The sequence below is a fragment of the Pseudomonas sp. NBRC 111143 genome, from assembly GCF_001320965.1.
GTDB lineage: Bacteria > Pseudomonadota > Gammaproteobacteria > Pseudomonadales > Pseudomonadaceae > Aquipseudomonas > Aquipseudomonas machongensis.
Genome location: NZ_BCBT01000089.1, coordinates 1 through 14,773, shown reverse-complemented (window position 1 = coordinate 14,773; position 14,773 = coordinate 1). Strand labels below are relative to the sequence as shown.

The 14,773-nt window shown below is 64.1% G+C and carries 15 protein-coding genes; 2 read left to right on the top strand and 13 right to left on the bottom strand.

The annotated features are described in order from the left end of the window. Nucleotides 1-128 precede the first annotated feature (128 nt). Together APH44_RS28230 and APH44_RS28225 are read right to left on the bottom strand one after the other, a co-directional pair. Nucleotides 129-1,067 carry a LysR substrate-binding domain-containing protein gene (locus APH44_RS28230; protein WP_054895595.1) on the bottom strand — a complete coding sequence of 313 codons (939 nt, stop codon included), beginning with the start codon at nucleotides 1,065-1,067 and terminating at the stop codon, nucleotides 129-131. Between the two features lie 47 nt (nucleotides 1,068-1,114). Next, entirely contained in the window at nucleotides 1,115-2,284 is a 1,170-nt protein-coding gene (locus APH44_RS28225) for a porin (RefSeq protein ID WP_054895594.1), read from the bottom strand. Nucleotides 2,285-2,576: 292 nt separating this feature from the next. On the opposite strand from APH44_RS28225, the gene APH44_RS28220 reads away from it, so the two are divergent. Further along, a complete protein-coding gene (locus APH44_RS28220) occupies nucleotides 2,577-3,452 on the top strand; it encodes a LysR substrate-binding domain-containing protein (RefSeq protein ID WP_054895596.1) in 876 nt (291 codons plus the stop codon). A gap of 52 nt (nucleotides 3,453-3,504) precedes the next feature. Here APH44_RS28220 and APH44_RS28215 read toward each other — a convergent pair whose 3' ends face one another. From APH44_RS28215 to APH44_RS28180, 8 genes are all read right to left on the bottom strand, one after another. Continuing rightward, nucleotides 3,505-4,854 (bottom strand): MFS transporter, encoded by a 1,350-nt coding sequence (locus tag APH44_RS28215; protein WP_054895593.1) that lies wholly within the window; start codon nucleotides 4,852-4,854, stop codon nucleotides 3,505-3,507. Between the two features lie 97 nt (nucleotides 4,855-4,951). Then, nucleotides 4,952-6,391, bottom strand: a complete 1,440-nt coding sequence (locus APH44_RS28210; protein ID WP_054895592.1) for an NAD-dependent succinate-semialdehyde dehydrogenase — start codon at nucleotides 6,389-6,391, stop codon at nucleotides 4,952-4,954. Next, nucleotides 6,388-7,422 carry an aldo/keto reductase gene (locus tag APH44_RS28205; RefSeq protein ID WP_054895591.1) on the bottom strand — a complete coding sequence of 345 codons (1,035 nt, stop codon included), beginning with the start codon at nucleotides 7,420-7,422 and terminating at the stop codon, nucleotides 6,388-6,390. Before APH44_RS28205 ends, APH44_RS28210 begins: the two co-directional genes overlap by 4 nt. Nucleotides 7,423-7,431: 9 nt before the next feature. Next, nucleotides 7,432-7,944 carry a formaldehyde-activating enzyme gene (fae, locus tag APH44_RS28200; protein ID WP_054895590.1) on the bottom strand — a complete coding sequence of 171 codons (513 nt, stop codon included), beginning with the start codon at nucleotides 7,942-7,944 and terminating at the stop codon, nucleotides 7,432-7,434. A gap of 526 nt (nucleotides 7,945-8,470) precedes the next feature. Further along, on the bottom strand, nucleotides 8,471-8,818 hold the full coding sequence (locus APH44_RS28195; RefSeq protein WP_054895589.1) for a hypothetical protein: 348 nt from the start codon (nucleotides 8,816-8,818) through the stop codon (nucleotides 8,471-8,473). Nucleotides 8,819-8,901: 83 nt separating this feature from the next. Further along, on the bottom strand, nucleotides 8,902-9,924 hold the full coding sequence (gene uvsE, locus APH44_RS28190) for a UV DNA damage repair endonuclease UvsE (RefSeq protein WP_054895588.1): 1,023 nt from the start codon (nucleotides 9,922-9,924) through the stop codon (nucleotides 8,902-8,904). A gap of 64 nt (nucleotides 9,925-9,988) precedes the next feature. Further along, the gene (locus APH44_RS28185; protein ID WP_054895587.1) at nucleotides 9,989-11,563 is read right to left on the bottom strand and encodes a diguanylate cyclase; all 1,575 of its coding nucleotides are present in this window, start codon (nucleotides 11,561-11,563) and stop codon (nucleotides 9,989-9,991) included. 91 nt (nucleotides 11,564-11,654) lie between these two features. After that, nucleotides 11,655-12,134, bottom strand: a complete 480-nt coding sequence (locus APH44_RS28180; protein WP_054895586.1) for a hypothetical protein — start codon at nucleotides 12,132-12,134, stop codon at nucleotides 11,655-11,657. Nucleotides 12,135-12,312: 178 nt separating this feature from the next. Between APH44_RS28180 and APH44_RS28175 the strand changes: the two genes are divergently transcribed. Then, nucleotides 12,313-12,651 (top strand): hypothetical protein, encoded by a 339-nt coding sequence (locus tag APH44_RS28175; RefSeq protein ID WP_054895585.1) that lies wholly within the window; start codon nucleotides 12,313-12,315, stop codon nucleotides 12,649-12,651. Between the two features lie 18 nt (nucleotides 12,652-12,669). Here the strand turns inward: APH44_RS28175 and APH44_RS29990 are convergent, their stop codons facing one another. The 3 genes from APH44_RS29990 to APH44_RS28165 all read right to left on the bottom strand — a co-directional run bounded on the left by APH44_RS29990 (nucleotide 12,670) and on the right by APH44_RS28165 (nucleotide 14,658). Beyond that, nucleotides 12,670-12,825, bottom strand: coding sequence for a hypothetical protein (locus tag APH44_RS29990; protein ID WP_153773843.1), 156 nt, complete (start codon nucleotides 12,823-12,825; stop codon nucleotides 12,670-12,672). 55 nt (nucleotides 12,826-12,880) lie between these two features. After that, the gene (locus APH44_RS28170) at nucleotides 12,881-14,032 is read right to left on the bottom strand and encodes a DUF1624 domain-containing protein (RefSeq protein WP_054895584.1); all 1,152 of its coding nucleotides are present in this window, start codon (nucleotides 14,030-14,032) and stop codon (nucleotides 12,881-12,883) included. A 170-nt stretch (nucleotides 14,033-14,202) separates the two neighbouring features. Then, a complete protein-coding gene (locus APH44_RS28165) occupies nucleotides 14,203-14,658 on the bottom strand; it encodes a transposase (RefSeq protein WP_054895583.1) in 456 nt (151 codons plus the stop codon). Nucleotides 14,659-14,773 lie beyond the last annotated feature (115 nt).

Here is a 14,773-nt window from a genome sequence, read left to right as displayed (position 1 = left end):
GGGACTGGGCAGGCCTTGGATTTTTGAGCAAGACAGTTGCTCAACAGGTAACTGGAGCAGTATTCAGAAGTTGCGGGGCTGTTGTAGGCGGTTCGGCGCCGCGACTTGCCCCGCGATGGCGGCGGCGCCTATTCGCAGACCGCCACCTCCGATGGCCCACCCAGGTTGCGCTCGGCCAGCCACACCTCCTGCATCAGCCACTCGCGAAACTGCTCCACATGCGCGGGCAGTTGCTGGTCCGGTCGGGTCACGAACCAGTACGACTGGTGGCCGTCGACCTGCACGTCCAGCACCTGCACCAGTTGCCCGGCAGCCAGCTCCCTGGCGACCATCTGCCGGTCGGCGATGGTGATGCCGAGCCCGTCGATGGCGGCGCGGATGGCCATGTCCAGCAGGTCGAATTCATAGCCGCCACGCAGGTCCACGCCCTGGATCCTGGCGGCGTCCAGCCAGTGGCGCCAGGTCAGGAAGCGTTGGTCCTCGCGGGCCAGGACATGCAGCAAGGTCATATGGTGCAGGTCGACTCGGCGCTCCTCCTGCTGTGCCAGCAGCGAGGGCGAGCACACCGCGATGTGCCGTTCGTGCATCAGCAGTGAACTGTCCAGGCCATCCCATTCGCCATTGCCGAAACGGATCGCGCAGTCGAGCGTGGCGATTTCCGCGAGGTTGTCATGCAGTTGGGTAGTCAGCGTCACCTCCAGGCCCGGACACGCCTCGCGCAGGCGCCCAAGGCGCGGCAGCAGCCAGCGGCTGGCAAAGGTTGGCGGGGCGTTGAGGCGGATGCGCGTGGGGTGCTGGCGTTGCTGGATGCCGCGTACGGTCAGCTCGATGCGGTCGAACGATTGCTGCAGTGCATTGAGCAGCGTACGCCCGGCGTCGGTGAGCTGCAGGTGATGGTGGCGGCGCTGCAACAGCGATTCGCCAAGCTGCTCTTCAAGCTGCCGCACCTGGCGGCTGACCGCGCTCTGGGTGACATTGAGCAGTTCGGCGGCGCGGGTGAAGCTGCCGGTGCTGCCGGCCACCTCGAAGGCTTTGAGGGCGTTGAGTGCCGGGATCTTGCGTTTCACTCGCCGGGTCTCCTGGTGGGAGTGGGGCCGCACAGCGGCCCGGGGTTTCAGAAGTAATAGCCGATGTTCATGTACAGCTGGTTCTCCCAATGGTCGGTGCCGCCCTGGGCGAGGCTTTCGGTGTAGCTGCTGCCGCCGATGTACGGGTCGTTGCGTCCGTTGAGCCACTCCACCGCGATGTAGAAGCTGCGCACCGAGAACGAGGTGCCGAGGATGAAGCGTTCGGAGCTGTCGAAGCCGCTGGCGGACTTGTCGAAGCGGCTGTAGTTGCCATACAGCGTGACTCCGCTGACCCAGTCGCCGAGAAAGGTGCCGGGCACGCTGTAGCTGAGGTCGCCGACGTACAGGTTACCGCGACTGGCGACGTTGTAGGTGCCGTCGTAGCCACCGAAGGTCACTCGCTCGCTGTTGTCCGGGTTGCGTGGCGACATCTGCTGGCGCGCGGCAAGCATTTGCACGCCCCAGGGGCCGTTCTTGCCCAGGTAGTGCACGCCGATCACATTGCGCCGGCCGTCGTCGTGGGTGTCGCGGTTTTCCAGGCGCGAGGTCAGGCCCGAGATGCCGGCCTCCGATTGCCAGTCGCCGAGCTTGAACGAGCGCGCCAGGCGCGCCACGGCGATCTGGCGCTCCTGGTTGCGGCTGCCGTTGGCGACATAGTCGTCGGCTGAGGTCACCACGCTGGAGTAGGTGGTGCCGTTGCTGGTGCCGCGGCCAGGCCAGGCGGGGCGTCCGTAGAGACCCAGTTGCAGGTTCCAGTCGCCTTGCTGGTGGATGTACTTGGCGCCCACCGCCTCGACGTCCTCCAGGCCAATCACGTTGCCGAGGGTCTCGTAGAAGGTGCTGCCGAAGTACGGCTGCAGGCCGAAGGGGATCTTGTTCAGGCCGACCTGGACCTGGCGGTTCTCGTCGAACTTGTAGCCGACCCAGGCGTACTCGGCGAACTGGATGTCGCCGACCTTGTCGGTGTACTGGTAGGGGTAGGCCTTGCCATAGAAGCGGTAGCGCACGGCGCCGATCCAGCTGTCCGAATCGTAGTTGGCGCGCAGCATGATGGTGTCCAGGCCGGCCTTGTCGATCTTGCGGTCGGGGTCGTGGTCGAAGCGTGCGCGGATCGCACCGCCGACGTCGAGGTTCTCGGTGATCGGCACGGCGTGGGCGGCGGCGCTGAGGGTCAGCAGGGCGGGAAGCAGGGTGTGACGCAACGGAAGTGCGGGCATGGGTGGAGGCACCTTTGGTGGTTTCTTGTCGTTATTGGGGCCGCTGTGCAGCCCGATCGCGGGACAAGCCCGCTCCCACATGTACCGCGCCGTACATGAGCGCACCGCTGTATCTGTGGGGGCGGCGGTTCGCCGCTGCGACTTGTCCCGCGATTGGGGCGACCCTATCCAACGCCCGTGCCCCGGCACAAACGAGCATTACGCAGCGGTAACCCGAGAAAAATGCATGTTTGCAGGCAGTCGCGCGCCTGTAGAATCGCCCTACAAAAACAACGATCAGCAGAGCCCCACCATGCGCACCCTGCCGCCTTTGAACATGCTCAAGGTCTTCGAGGAAGTTGCCCGCCACCGCAGCTTCAATCGCGCCGCCGATGCGCTGAACGTCACCCAGGGCGCCATCAGCCGACAGATCAAGCAGCTGGAGGATTACCTGGGCGTGGTGCTGTTCGTTCGGGGGCCGCGCGGCTTGACCCTGACCGACGCCGGCAACGCCCTGGCCCCGCACCTGGGCGAGGCCTTCGATCGCATCGAGCGGGCGCTGGAGGCGGTGCGCGTGCCCAATCTGCGCCAGCGTCTGCGCATCCTCGCGCCACCGACCTGGGCCACCCGCTGGCTGTCGCCACGCCTGCGCGGTTTCATGCAGCGCTACCCGGACATCAGCCTCAGCGTCACCAGCCAACGCGACGAGGAACACCCCGGCGAGCTCGATTGCCGCATCCTGTTCAGCCGCGAAGGCGAGGGCACGGGCAACCGCCGCCTGCTGGTGATGGAACGGCACATCGCCGTGGCCAGCCCCGAGCTGTTCCAGGACGGCCGCGAGCCGTGCCTGCGCGATCACCCGCTGCTGCACATTCTCCATGAAGGCCGCCGCCTGCGGGTGTGGGAGAACTGGCTGGCGGCCACCGGGCGCAGCGATGTCGATGCCGACAGCGGTATCGAGTTCAGCACCCTGGACCAGGTGATCCATACCGCGCTGGCCGGCGGCGGCCTGGCGGTGATCGACCGGCAGATGATCGAGCGCGAATTGGCCAGCGGCAGCCTTGTGCCGATCACCCCGGTGGAGGTGATCGGGCCTTATGGCTATTGGCTGGAGGTACCGGGCGACAAGCGCGGGTTGTCCAAGGTGGAGCGCTTTGCCGATTGGCTGGCAGTGGTGAGCAATCCTTGAGATTGCGGCGTCTTCTTCGCGGGCTTGCCCGCGAAGAAGCAACACTGTCCGATCAGACCGCCGCCACCTTGCCCGCAGGCGCCGGGTTCTCCTCGCCTCGACAGGCCTCGGCCAACGACAGGCTCTTGGTCTCCGGTGCCCAGGCCATCGACACCAGCGCCCCGAACAGCAGGATCCCGGCGAGGATCGCCATGGTCGGGTTCAGGCCGATCCCTGCCACGCTCACCGGCAGCAGGAAGGTACTGATCGCCGATCCCAGCCGGCTTGCGGCAGTGGCCAAGCCGATGCCGCTGGCGCGCACTTCGGTGGGGAAGCTCTCGGCCGGGTACACCCCGACCAAGTTGCTCACCGCCGACAGCACCAGGGTGAACAGCCCGAACAGCGCCACCATCGCCCAGGCCATGCTGCTCGGCATCAGCACCAGCAGGAACAGCGCCGCCGCCAGGATCAGGAAGCTGTTGATCAGAAAGCCTCGGCGGCTGAACTTGATGGTGCACCAGATCCCCAGCAGCGCGCCGACGATCAGCAGGGCATTGAGCATCATCTCGGTGCCGAAGCCTTCGGCCAGCCCCATCTTCTGCAGGATCGCCGGCAGGAAGGTGTAGATGGCGAAGTAAGGCATGACGATGCAGATGAAGAACAGGCAGTTGAACGCTGTGCGCTTGCGGTACTCACGGCTGAACAGCGCGGCGAAACCGCTGTGGCTGGGGCGGGCGATTTCGTCGTCGAGCACCACGTTGGCACCCAGGTGCTTGCGCACGATGGCCCGGGCTTCCTCGGCGCGGCCCTGGTGCATCAGCCAGCGTGGCGATTCCGGCGTGCCGATGCGGGCGATGAGAATCATGGCTGCCGGAATGGCCGAGGACGCCAGCATCCAGCGCCAGGCGTCGTCGCCCAGCGGCAGCAGGGCGGTGCCGACGAAAGTCGCGGCGACATAGCCGAAGGTCCAGATGACGCTGAACGAGCCCAGCAGCACGCCACGGTGCTTGCGTGGCGAGAACTCGGCGAGCATGGCGTGGCCGACGCTGAAGTCGCCGCCAAGCCCGATGCCGATCAATACCCTGCAGAGGAACAGCTGCGTCGCCGTCTCGACGAAGAACTGCATCACCGAGGCGAGGGTGATCAGCACGAAACTGATCAGGAAAATTTTCTGCCGCCCCAATCGGTCGGAGATCCAGCCGAAGAACAGGCTGCCCAGAAACAGCCCGAGCAGCGCCGAGGCGCCGATCAGTCCTTGCCAGAACGGGCTCAACTGCATCTGCGGATTGATCAGGGTAAAGGCGATGCCGATCAGGCCGAGGATATAGCCGTCGGTGAAATGCGCGCCGAAGGTCAGACCGGCGATCTTGATATGAAAACGTCCGATCGGCAGGTCGTCGATCTTGATTGTCTGTCCCGTCATGTTGACACCTCGTTGTTATTGTTTGGGTCAGGGGCGTTGCTCTGAGTCGCGCGCGATACGTGTAGACGCGGCACAAGGCCGCGTCTACAGGGCTGGATCAGCTGTTTAGCCCACCCATCAGCACGTACTTGATCTCCAGGTAATCCTCCAGGCCGTACCTGGAGCCTTCGCGGCCCATGCCCGACTCCTTGATGCCACCAAACGGCGCCACCTCGGTGGAGATGATCCCTTCGTTGACGCCGACGATCCCGGCCTCCAGGCCCTCGGCCATGCGCCAGACACGGCCGATGTCGCGGCTGTAGAAGTACGCCGACAGCCCATAGGGCGTGTCGTTGGCCAGGCGCAGGACCTGGGCTTCATCCTGGAAACGGAAGCAGGCAGCCACCGGGCCGAAGGTCTCCTCGTTGGCGATCAGCATCTCTGTAGTGGCTTCGGCCAGCACCGTCGGCTCGTAGAAGGTGCCGCCCAGCGCATGCCGACGGCCACCACAGAGCAGGCGTGCGCCGTGCTCCAGGGCATCGCCCACGTGCTGCTCGACCTTGGCCAGGGCCGCAGCGTTGATCAGCGGCCCTTGCTCGGTCTCGCCCTGCAGCGCCTCACCGACGCGCAAGGCCTGCACGGCTTCGGCGAGCTTGTGGGTGAAGGCTTCGTACACACCGTCCTGGATATAGAAGCGGTTGACGCATACGCAGGTCTGCCCGGTATTGCGGAACTTCGAGGCCATCGCTCCGCGCACGGCGGCGTCGAGGTCGGCATCGTCGAAGACGATGAACGGGGCATTGCCGCCCAGTTCCAGCGACACCTTTTTCAAAGTGTCGGCGGCCTGGCGCATCAGCAGCTTGCCAGTGCGGGTGGAGCCTGTGAACGACAGCTTGCGCACCACCGTGGAGGCCTGCAGGGCGCCACCGATGGCCGGGGCGTCGCCGGAAACGATGTTGAACACACCTGCCGGTACGCCGGCCTGTTCGGCCAGCAGCGCCAGGGCGAAGGCCGACAGTGGCGTCTCTTCGGAGGGCTTGAGGATCAGCGTGCAGCCGGCCGCCAGGGCCGGGCCGACCTTGCGGGTGACCATCGCCAGCGGGAAGTTCCATGGCGTGATCGCCGCCACCACACCGATTGGCTCCTTGGTCACCAGCACCCGCGCGTCGGCCTTGGGGGTAGGAATGACGTCACCGTACACGCGTCGACCTTCCTCGGCGAACCATTCGAGAAAGCTTGCTGCATAGGCCACTTCGCCCTTGGCTTCGGCCAGCGGCTTGCCTTGCTCGCGGCTTAGCAGGGTGGCGAGGGCGTCGCGCTGCTCGAGCATCAGCTCAGACCAACGGCGCAGGATCTGCGCACGCTCCTTGGCCAGCTTGCCTCGCCAGGCGGGCAGGGCGCGTTCGGCAGCAGCGATGGCCGCCTGGGTTTCCTCGGCGCCGCCGCGCGGCACCTGGGCGAGGGTTTCACCGGTGGCCGGGTTGAGCACTGGATAGGTGGCAGCGCCACTGAGCCATTGCCCGTCGATGTAGTGACCCGCCTTGAGCAACGTACTCATGCCACCGCCTCCTGGATCGCGAAGTCGCCACGTGGCGGACGACCGACGCGCAGGATGCGCTTGCCGGCGGTGTAGTCGTTGATCAGGTCGCAGGGCGTGTAGTTGCGCTCCAGTTCATACAAGTCTTCTTCGTCCAGGCGCATGTCCAGGGCCGCGAGGGCGCTGTCGAATTGCGCGGTGGAGTCGGCGCCGACCAGCATGCTGTCCACGCCCGGGTGTTGCAGGACCCAGGCCTGGGCCACCTGGGCGTTGGACACGCCGTGACGCTGGGCCACGCGCTGTACCGAACGGGCGATGGCGAACGAGGCTTCGTCGCTGTACATCTGCTGGGTGAAGAAGTCGGTCTGGTTGCGGGTCGACTGTGCGTCCCCAGTCAGCAGGCCGCGGGCCAGCGGACTGAACACCGAGACGCCCAGGCCCTGATCGCGGCAGAACGGAATCATCTCGCGTTCTTCTTCGCGGTAGGCGCAGTTGAGCTGCAACTGCATGTTGATCGGCTTGGCCCAACCATGGCGCTCGCAGGCCAGGAGAATTTTCGCCAGTTGCCCGGTGAGCATGGTCGAGACTCCGATGTAACGGGCCTTGCCGGCGCGGACGATATCGTTGAGCGCTTCCATGGTTTCTTCGACGGGGGTGTTCACGTCGAAGAAATGCAGCATGTAGACGTCGAAGTAATCCATGCCGGCGCGCTGCAGCGAGGCGTCGATGCCGTCGAGGATGTGCTTGCGCGAATGGCCACTGGCGTTGATGCCGCTGCGTGTGCCGTAACCGACCTTCGTCGTCACTACCACGTCGTCACGCCGTACCAGGCGCTTGAGGATACGCCCGACCACTTCCTCGCCGACGCCGGCGGAATAGAAGTCGGCCAGGTCGATGAAATTGACCCCTTTGTCCAGCGCGTGGCGCACGATTGGCTCGCTGGCCGCTTCGTCGAAGATCCACGGCTTCCACTGCGGGGTGCCCATGTTCATGGTGCCGAGGCACAGCTTGGAAACCTGCAGGCCGGAGTGGCCCAGACGGATGTATTGCATGGTCGGACCTCAGGCTTTCGGGGTGTAGAAGGGGTTGGCGATCTGATTGACCACATCGGCCAGCTGCGCACGCGCCGGCAGGCCCTGGAGGGCGGCGCGGATCGCGGTGCGGCAGGCGTTGTAGTTGTTCAGGTAGACGGCATCGAGATCGTCGCAGGCCGGGTTGACCCAGTTGGCGGTGACGATGGCCCATTCATCCTCGGCTTCGGCCGGCAGGGTGCCATCGAGCAAGGCTTCGGTGACCGCCTTGGCGATACCGGCCTGGGACGCGCCCCAGGTGGCGTTGGCGTGCAGGTCGCCGGCGATCACCGCCTTGTTGACGTACAGGGTCATGGGTTTGACCGGGATGTTCGGCTGGGCGATGACCATGAACGGGCAGTGGCCCTGGCTCGGGGACGCCAGGCTGTTGGCGAAGGCCTGGCCGGCCGGGCCGTTGCGTGGCCCCATCATGATGTTGATGTGCGCGGCGTTGACGCCGGGACCTTCAAAACCTTCGCCGATGTACAGGGCAAGTTGCTTCATGACAAAACCTCGATCTCTCACTGGATGAACGAAGCCTCGGCGGCGCCTGCCGCGCGAGGCGCGAAATCAGGTGCTCGGCACGCAACAAGGGCGAAGGGATATCTGCAATGCAGGCATGGTGCGACGCTCTTTGTTGTTTTTGGGCGAGCAGTGCTGGCGGTCGCCAGTCGTGAGGATTTTTATCAGGCCGGCGCGGGGAGGCAGTAGGGAGAAGAAATCAAGAGGGTATGAGGGCAGGTCATAGCTGTGCAGCGGGCCTTGTACGAGCCATTGCCTTGAAGACCAGCGCAGGCCCTGGTGGCGGTGATCCGGTGCCGCGACTTGCCTGCGAAAAGCACACCGCGGTGCATGGCACCGGCTCTGCCGGTGATCGCGGGACAAGTCGGAGCGCCGAACCGCCGCTCCCTCAGGGATTGGGCTGGTCTTCAGATTTCGAACAAGACAGTTGCTACCACATGAAGCTCCCACATGAGCTACACATGGATTGCGCTGGTTTGCGGTTTTCGAGCTGCAGGCGGCGAAAGCGCTAGCTGCCGCTGCCGCCCGATCCGGAACCCCCAGATCCACCGGAACCCCCTCCGCCGATGCCGCCGCCGGTACCGCCACTGGTCGAGCCGCTGCGAGTGCCGTCGCCGCCAGTGCCATTGGTATCGTTGCGATCGGTTCCACCGCTGCCGGAGCCCATGCCGTCACCCGGCGTGCCGGAGCCACTGCCGGTGCCAGTGCCACTGCCGTTGTCCTGCATGGTGCCGCTGCCGTGGGGCTGTTGACCCGGTGCGCGCTGGTCGTTCATGTCGGTGGCTGCCAGCGCCAGTGGGGCGGCCGTGGCCAGACACAATGCGAAGAGGCTTGCGTGTATGCGTTTGCCGATCATGGTCGATCTCCTGTCCAAAGGTTTACCCTTGTTAAGGCTTTGGCGCAGTGTCGATGTGCGGATGGATCGACCGGAGGTCGCAGTCACTGGGGTGCTTGAATATAGCGCTCGAAGAAATCCAGCGTGGCCAGGTTCTTGTGCTTGGCCTCGAACATGATGTCGAAGCGCTCGATGAACTGCAGGGCATAGCGATTGGTCCAGTCGTTCCACATACGTTCGCTGTGCTGGTAGAGATCGCGCTTGCTGACCTGCTTGAGCAGCATGTTGATCGTCAGTTTTTCCCCGGCGCAAAAGCCCAGTTCCTGCAGGCGCTCGGGTGGTTGCGAGTAGTGCATGGTCGGCCGCACGCCGCGCCAGCTGTCGATGATCCGCGCAACCCGCGGGTCGTGCGGGTCGATGTAGTCATTTTCATGGATCCAGCAGTGATGGATGTCGAGCACCACAGGCGCAAGGTCGGCCAGGGCCAGGCAATCGTCCACGCCATAGGTCTTTTCGTCGTTCTCGAACGTGATGACATTACGCGCCTCCTGCGACAGTCGCGGCCAGACGGCGCGCACGCCCGCTGCACCCAGGCGACCGGCGATATGGATATTGCACTTGAAGTCCTGGAAGCGCCGGCCGTAGCCCATCATGCGGATCATGTCGGCGTGGTACTCGAACTCGGCCAGGCTGTTCTCGACCACTTCGGGGCGGTCCGAGCCGAGCACGCAGTACTGGCCGGGATGGAACGACAGTCGGATGTCGTGCGCTCGGGCGAAATCGCCGATGCGCGCGAAACGTTGCTCCAGCATCGCCTGGACGGGTGGGTCGCGGTAGAAGGCGGCCACCTCGGGGTGGCTGTACAGCGGCAACAGGTCGCTGGACAGGCGCATCATGTGCAACATCGGCGGCAGCTCGGCCACATAGTCGAGCAGGCGCAGTTGGGCATCGAGGTTGTGCTCCACCAGCTCCAGCAACTTGGCACGTGCCGCTTCCTGGGTCGCGCCAGACAGCCATCGCAGCGTGGTGGTGCGCGGATTGAAGGCGCGTTCGAAGGCCTCCAGCGTCTTGATCGATTGGTCGCGGTGAGGATGGCGGTACTGGCAAGCGAAACCGAGGCGCGGCATGGGACATTTCCTGAAGGGGTACGGTCAGCTTGGACAGCGGCATGACGGCAAGCGATCCGCGCGATCAGGCCTGGCTCGCTTCCACGCGGTTGCGGCCGCTGCGCTTGGCGACGTAGAGGGCGCGGTCGGCCTGATTCAGGGCCAGCGCCGGATCTTGTTCGTCGCTTGCACAATGCGCGACCCCCAGCGAGATGGTCACCGTACCCACCGGGGCGATCGGTGTTTCGGCGACGATCCGGCGCAGGCGTTCGGCGACATTCATTGCCACGTCCAGGCTGGCACCGGGCAGCAGCATGAGGAACTCCTCGCCGCCGATGCGGCACAGCACATCGCCTTCGCGGCAACAGGTGCGCATCAGCTCGGCCAGCGAGCGCAGTACCTGGTCGCCGATGTCGTGGCCATGCTGGTCGTTGACTCGCTTGAAGTGATCGATATCCAGGACGATGACGCAGAAGCTGCGGTTATCGGCCTGCAGCAGCGACAAGCTCAGGTCCAGGTGGCGACGGTTGCCAAGGCCGGTGAGCGGGTCGGTCTGTACATCCCGGTTCAGGCGCCCGATGCGCTCCTGCAACAGGTTCAACCCGAACAGCAGGGCGCGCTTGAGCTCGGCGGCCTCGAAATACCAGGCACGCACGGCATGGATGCGCTCTTGGGTGTCGGCCTTGTCCAGGCTGCGGGCGCCGGCAGCCAATTGCCAGAGTGGTCGGGTGATGGTCAGCGCGAGCCACCACAGGGCAAGGCCGCCGAGCAGGGCAAGCGGTACGGAAATGCCGACCACGTTGAGGATCAGCCGCTGCGACGGTTGCACGGTCTGTGCCAGCGGCTGCTGGGCGACGATGCCCCAGCCGCTGATCGGCACCGTGGCGAAGCCTGCGATCATTTCCTTGCCCAGGCTGTTGGTGAACTGTTGGGTGCCGCTGCGCTTTTGGTGCAATTGATTGATCAGCGGGTTGTCATTCACCACCGTGCCCACCCGTTCGGCGTCGGGATGATAGAGCAGGCGGCGGTTATGATCGACCACGTAGAGGTAGGAGCCATCCTGATAGAAATGTTCGCCCAGCAGGCTGTTGAAGATGTTGTGCTGGCGCAGATAGAGGCTGCCGCCGACATAACCCAGGTAGCGCCCGTCCTTGGCGAAGATCGGCTGCGAGGCGACCACCACCAGGTTGTTGGCCTTGGAAATGAACGGCGTCGAGATCAGCGCCCGGCGCTCACGCAGCGCTTCCAGTGACCCCGGCGTTTCCAGGTGTTGTCCGAGCATGGTGCGCAGGGGCGCGGGCGAGATCGCCCGCAGGACACCTTCGCTGTCGACGAAGAAGGTGGAGTTGAAGGCATTGCTCTGGGCCAGCAGGCGTTCACTTTCGCGTTGCAGGCGGGCCGTGTCGTCAAGCGTCCCTCCGCTGGTGTCGGCACTGAACGCGAGCTGCTTGAGCGCGCCCTCCAGGAACAGTTGGGTGATCGAGGCCAGCTTGGCTGCATATACCAAGTTCGATTCCAGGGAGTGATCGATCAGCAGTTGTCGCTGCACCCGATAGCTGGCGAAGTAGCTGGTCAGCAGCATCACCACGGCGGTGAGTGTCGACAACAGGAGGATGAGCGTGCGCAGGTCCAGGCGCAGGCCTTTCTTGGCGTGTGGCAATCCGGAACTCACTGGGAAGTCGATTTGCGCAACATTACTCGGAATGCGTGCAGTCAGCTACGGGGCGAAACGAACGGGCCGCTGGCGGATTTCATTTGCCGGGTGCGCTCAGCTCCGACAGTTCGTCTTCCACCTGCTGCATGCGCTCTTCAGCCAATGCCTGTACGTGTTTGTCCTGCGCTGTGGCGCGCATCAAACCGGTCAGTTTCTCGCTCAGGCGCTTGCCTTCCTCGCTCTCGCCCAACTGCCGGGCTTTCTGTGGGTCCTGGGTGGCTGCAACGATGGTGTCGAACTCGGCATCGCTGAAGTTCTTCTCGCTGTAGAGCTTGAACAGGTCCTTGCGCTGGTCGTCGACGGTAAGGTGCTTGCGCAGCACGTCCTTGATCTTGTCCTGCGGCACCTGCGGGTGGGTCATCGCCAGCAGTTGGGCCATGCGCTCGATGTTGTGGTCGTAGGCTTCCTGCAACGGCAGGTTGGCCAGGATCCGCTCTTCGCGGGTGGGTTTCTGGTCGCAGGCGGCGAGGGTGGCGAGCAACAGCAAGGGCAGCAGCAGTTTCGGCAGGCGAGGCATGGGGGTGGCTCTGGAGGTTCGAGGGAAGTGAGTTTACTGCAAGGCCCGCAGGCACGGCAGTGTGGGAAAGGTCGTGGGCAAGTGTCCTGCGCTGCCAGGTAGCGGCTCAACACGGCGTTTTTGACGTGGGGCCTGTTGCGCTCGGTTAATACGGGCCGTACCGACCAAGGAGACCTCCATGCATATCGACCACTTGATTGGTGGCATCGTGCCAGTTCTGCCCTTCGCTTCGTCCGAAGACGCCCAGGCGTTTCTATCGAACCTGGAGGCCGAGGATCAGATTGCCCTGATCTCGGCGCTGTACTTCGGCCGCTCGCATCTTCACAGCGATACCGTCAACGAAGAGTACCTGCCCTACCTGCTTTCCGGTGACATGAACCGGTTCTGGGAACAGGGCAATGTCGCACCGAGCGACTTTGCCACCGTCCTTTATGAAAAGGGCAGCAACCTGGTCAGTTACTACGACGCGTTCATCCGCGCAACCGACGGATCGGGCTACGACCGTTCGAACTACTGAGCCCTGGGTCGCCCGGGATCAGTCCTTCATCGGATTGCGCAAGCGCACCCAGACGATCGCGGGCAACGCCATCAGCAGCCATTTGAGGTACTGGTTCACGCCAAAGTGTTCGCAGAGCGTGCCGATGGCCGTGCAGAGCACGACCACCACCACGAACTGAATCATCCTGTTCATCTCGGGGTTTTCCGTCGTTGGGAGCGGCGATGGTAAACGATTCGGGCGCTTTCGCTCACAGATACTTGAGCCAGCGAATGTCTCGGCGGCGGGCCTTGAATCCGGCGAACTGCCGCACCGGCCAGTACAGGGCGGCGGCCAGCAACGCTGCAACCAGCCACACTGCGGCCACGCTATCGAAACCGAAGTACTCGCCCTGGTTGTGCCCGAACAGGCCGACGCTGGCCAGGTAGAGGGCTTTCAGTGCGTAAAGGTGCAGCAGGTAGAAGAACATCGGTGCACTGCCGAACACGGTCAGCACGCCGATCCAGCGTGCCTGGCCGGCGCGTTCGAAGGCTCGCAGCAGCAACAGGCCGACACCCAGGGTCAGCAGCAGGAACAGCAGCGACGGTGGGTACTTGGTGATGTTGAGCAGGCTCATCAGGGTCTGCGTCAGAGCGGGGTAGAGCTGCCACTGGGCCTCGCCGTAGCCGTTGAGCAGACGCAGCGCGACGAAACCCACCAGCGCAGCGCTACCGGCGAACAGCAACTGACGCTGGCGCTTGGCGGTATCGCTGCCACGCGCGAACCATGGCCCCAATGCATAGCCCACGGCGATCACGCCGATCCAGGGCAGCAGTGGATAGGAGGTCCGCAGGCGCAGGTTCTGCGATACCTCGAGCCAGCCGCGATCATGCAGAATCGCCCAGGGTGCGTGCAGCAGCGTACCGGGGGCAAAGTGCAGGCCGTCGAGCAGGTTGTGGCCGGCGATGATGATTACACCCAGGGCCATCAGCAACGGGCGCGGCAGCCACACCAGCAGCGACAGGACGATCATGCTCAGGCCGATCGCCCAGATCACTTGCAGGTAGATCACGCTGGGCGGCAGCTGGAAGGTCCAGGCGAAGTTGACCAGGGTGAACTCCAGCACCACCAGGAACAGCCCGCGCTTGAACAGGAACGCCGAGACATCGCCCAGGCCCTGGTGCTTTTCGCCGTAGAGCCAGGCGCTCAAGCCGGTCAGCAGGACGAACACCGGGGCACACAGATGAGCGAGTGTGCGGCTGGCGAACAGCGCGGGTTCGGTGGCGTCGATGGTCATCGGGTCGCTGACCTGGCGATGCAGGAAGAAGGTTTCGCGCACGTGGTCCAGTAGCATGAACAAGATGACCAGGCCGCGCAGGGCGTCGATGCTGTGCAGGCGGGAAGAGGGTGGAGTGGATGGCATGGGGCTTTAGCTGAAGTTGAGTTGATTTTGGAATGTTATCTTATATCTCTATTGTTGAGGTGATTTGCCGGGCCCTATCGCGGGACGAGCCCGCTCCCACAGGTGCTCCACCGGTCTTTAGGAGGGTGGTTACCTGTGGGAGCGGGCTCGTCCCGCGATAGGGCCGGCACTTACAACCAAACAGCATCCCAGTGCGAATACTCCCGCACACTCCCAACCAGCCCCGCACGCAGCGGGTTGGAAACGATGTAACGCGCCACGGCCTGAACATCCTCCTCCCTGCGGATAGCCCTGTCCTGGTTCCCAGGCTGCCAGATCCGCCCTGTACCCCCACCTGTCTGGTAAAGCGCATGACTGGTCCTGGACTTGAACCTGCGCATCAACGCCCCTAGCGTCCCAGTGCGCAACTCGATCAGCCAGTGGAGATGATCCGGCATCACAACCCAGGCCAGAGAGCGACATGACTGTTCCTCTTCGGCGTGACGCAGTTGCTGGACGACTGCACGTGCCGGACGCAGAAACTGGAAAAAAGGCTGGCGGGAGCGCGTGACGGTGGTGAGCAGATAGATTCTGCCGGGCTCGGAAAAACGGCCACGGCGCAACAGGCTGGAATGAGGGCGATCCATGCTTTCTCCTTGAACATCTTCCTGTGCTCAAGGTAGCGAGGCTGTGGCTGGTTGCCAGGGAGATTTTTTGCTGAATGTGCCGGCCCTATCGCGGGACGAGCCCGCTCCCACAGGT

Bases quoted from the DNA above. Each gene is read 5' to 3' on its own strand.
- fae (WP_054895590.1), bottom strand. From the start codon at position 7,944: ATGAAGCAACTTGCCCTGTACATCGGCGAAGGTTTTGAAGGTCCCGGC.
- APH44_RS29990 (WP_153773843.1), bottom strand. From the start codon at position 12,825: ATGAACAGGATGATTCAGTTCGTGGTGGTGGTCGTGCTCTGCACGGCC.
- APH44_RS28195 (WP_054895589.1), bottom strand. From the start codon at position 8,818: ATGATCGGCAAACGCATACACGCAAGCCTCTTCGCATTGTGTCTGGCC.
- APH44_RS28215 (WP_054895593.1), bottom strand. From the start codon at position 4,854: ATGACGGGACAGACAATCAAGATCGACGACCTGCCGATCGGACGTTTT.
- APH44_RS28165 (WP_054895583.1), bottom strand. From the start codon at position 14,658: ATGGATCGCCCTCATTCCAGCCTGTTGCGCCGTGGCCGTTTTTCCGAG.
- APH44_RS28205 (WP_054895591.1), bottom strand. From the start codon at position 7,422: ATGCAATACATCCGTCTGGGCCACTCCGGCCTGCAGGTTTCCAAGCTG.
- APH44_RS28170 (WP_054895584.1), bottom strand. From the start codon at position 14,032: ATGCCATCCACTCCACCCTCTTCCCGCCTGCACAGCATCGACGCCCTG.
- uvsE (WP_054895588.1), bottom strand. From the start codon at position 9,924: ATGCCGCGCCTCGGTTTCGCTTGCCAGTACCGCCATCCTCACCGCGAC.
- APH44_RS28180 (WP_054895586.1), bottom strand. From the start codon at position 12,134: ATGCCTCGCCTGCCGAAACTGCTGCTGCCCTTGCTGTTGCTCGCCACC.
- APH44_RS28175 (WP_054895585.1), top strand. From the start codon at position 12,313: ATGCATATCGACCACTTGATTGGTGGCATCGTGCCAGTTCTGCCCTTC.
- APH44_RS28210 (WP_054895592.1), bottom strand. From the start codon at position 6,391: ATGAGTACGTTGCTCAAGGCGGGTCACTACATCGACGGGCAATGGCTC.
- APH44_RS28225 (WP_054895594.1), bottom strand. From the start codon at position 2,284: ATGCCCGCACTTCCGTTGCGTCACACCCTGCTTCCCGCCCTGCTGACC.
- APH44_RS28220 (WP_054895596.1), top strand. From the start codon at position 2,577: ATGCGCACCCTGCCGCCTTTGAACATGCTCAAGGTCTTCGAGGAAGTT.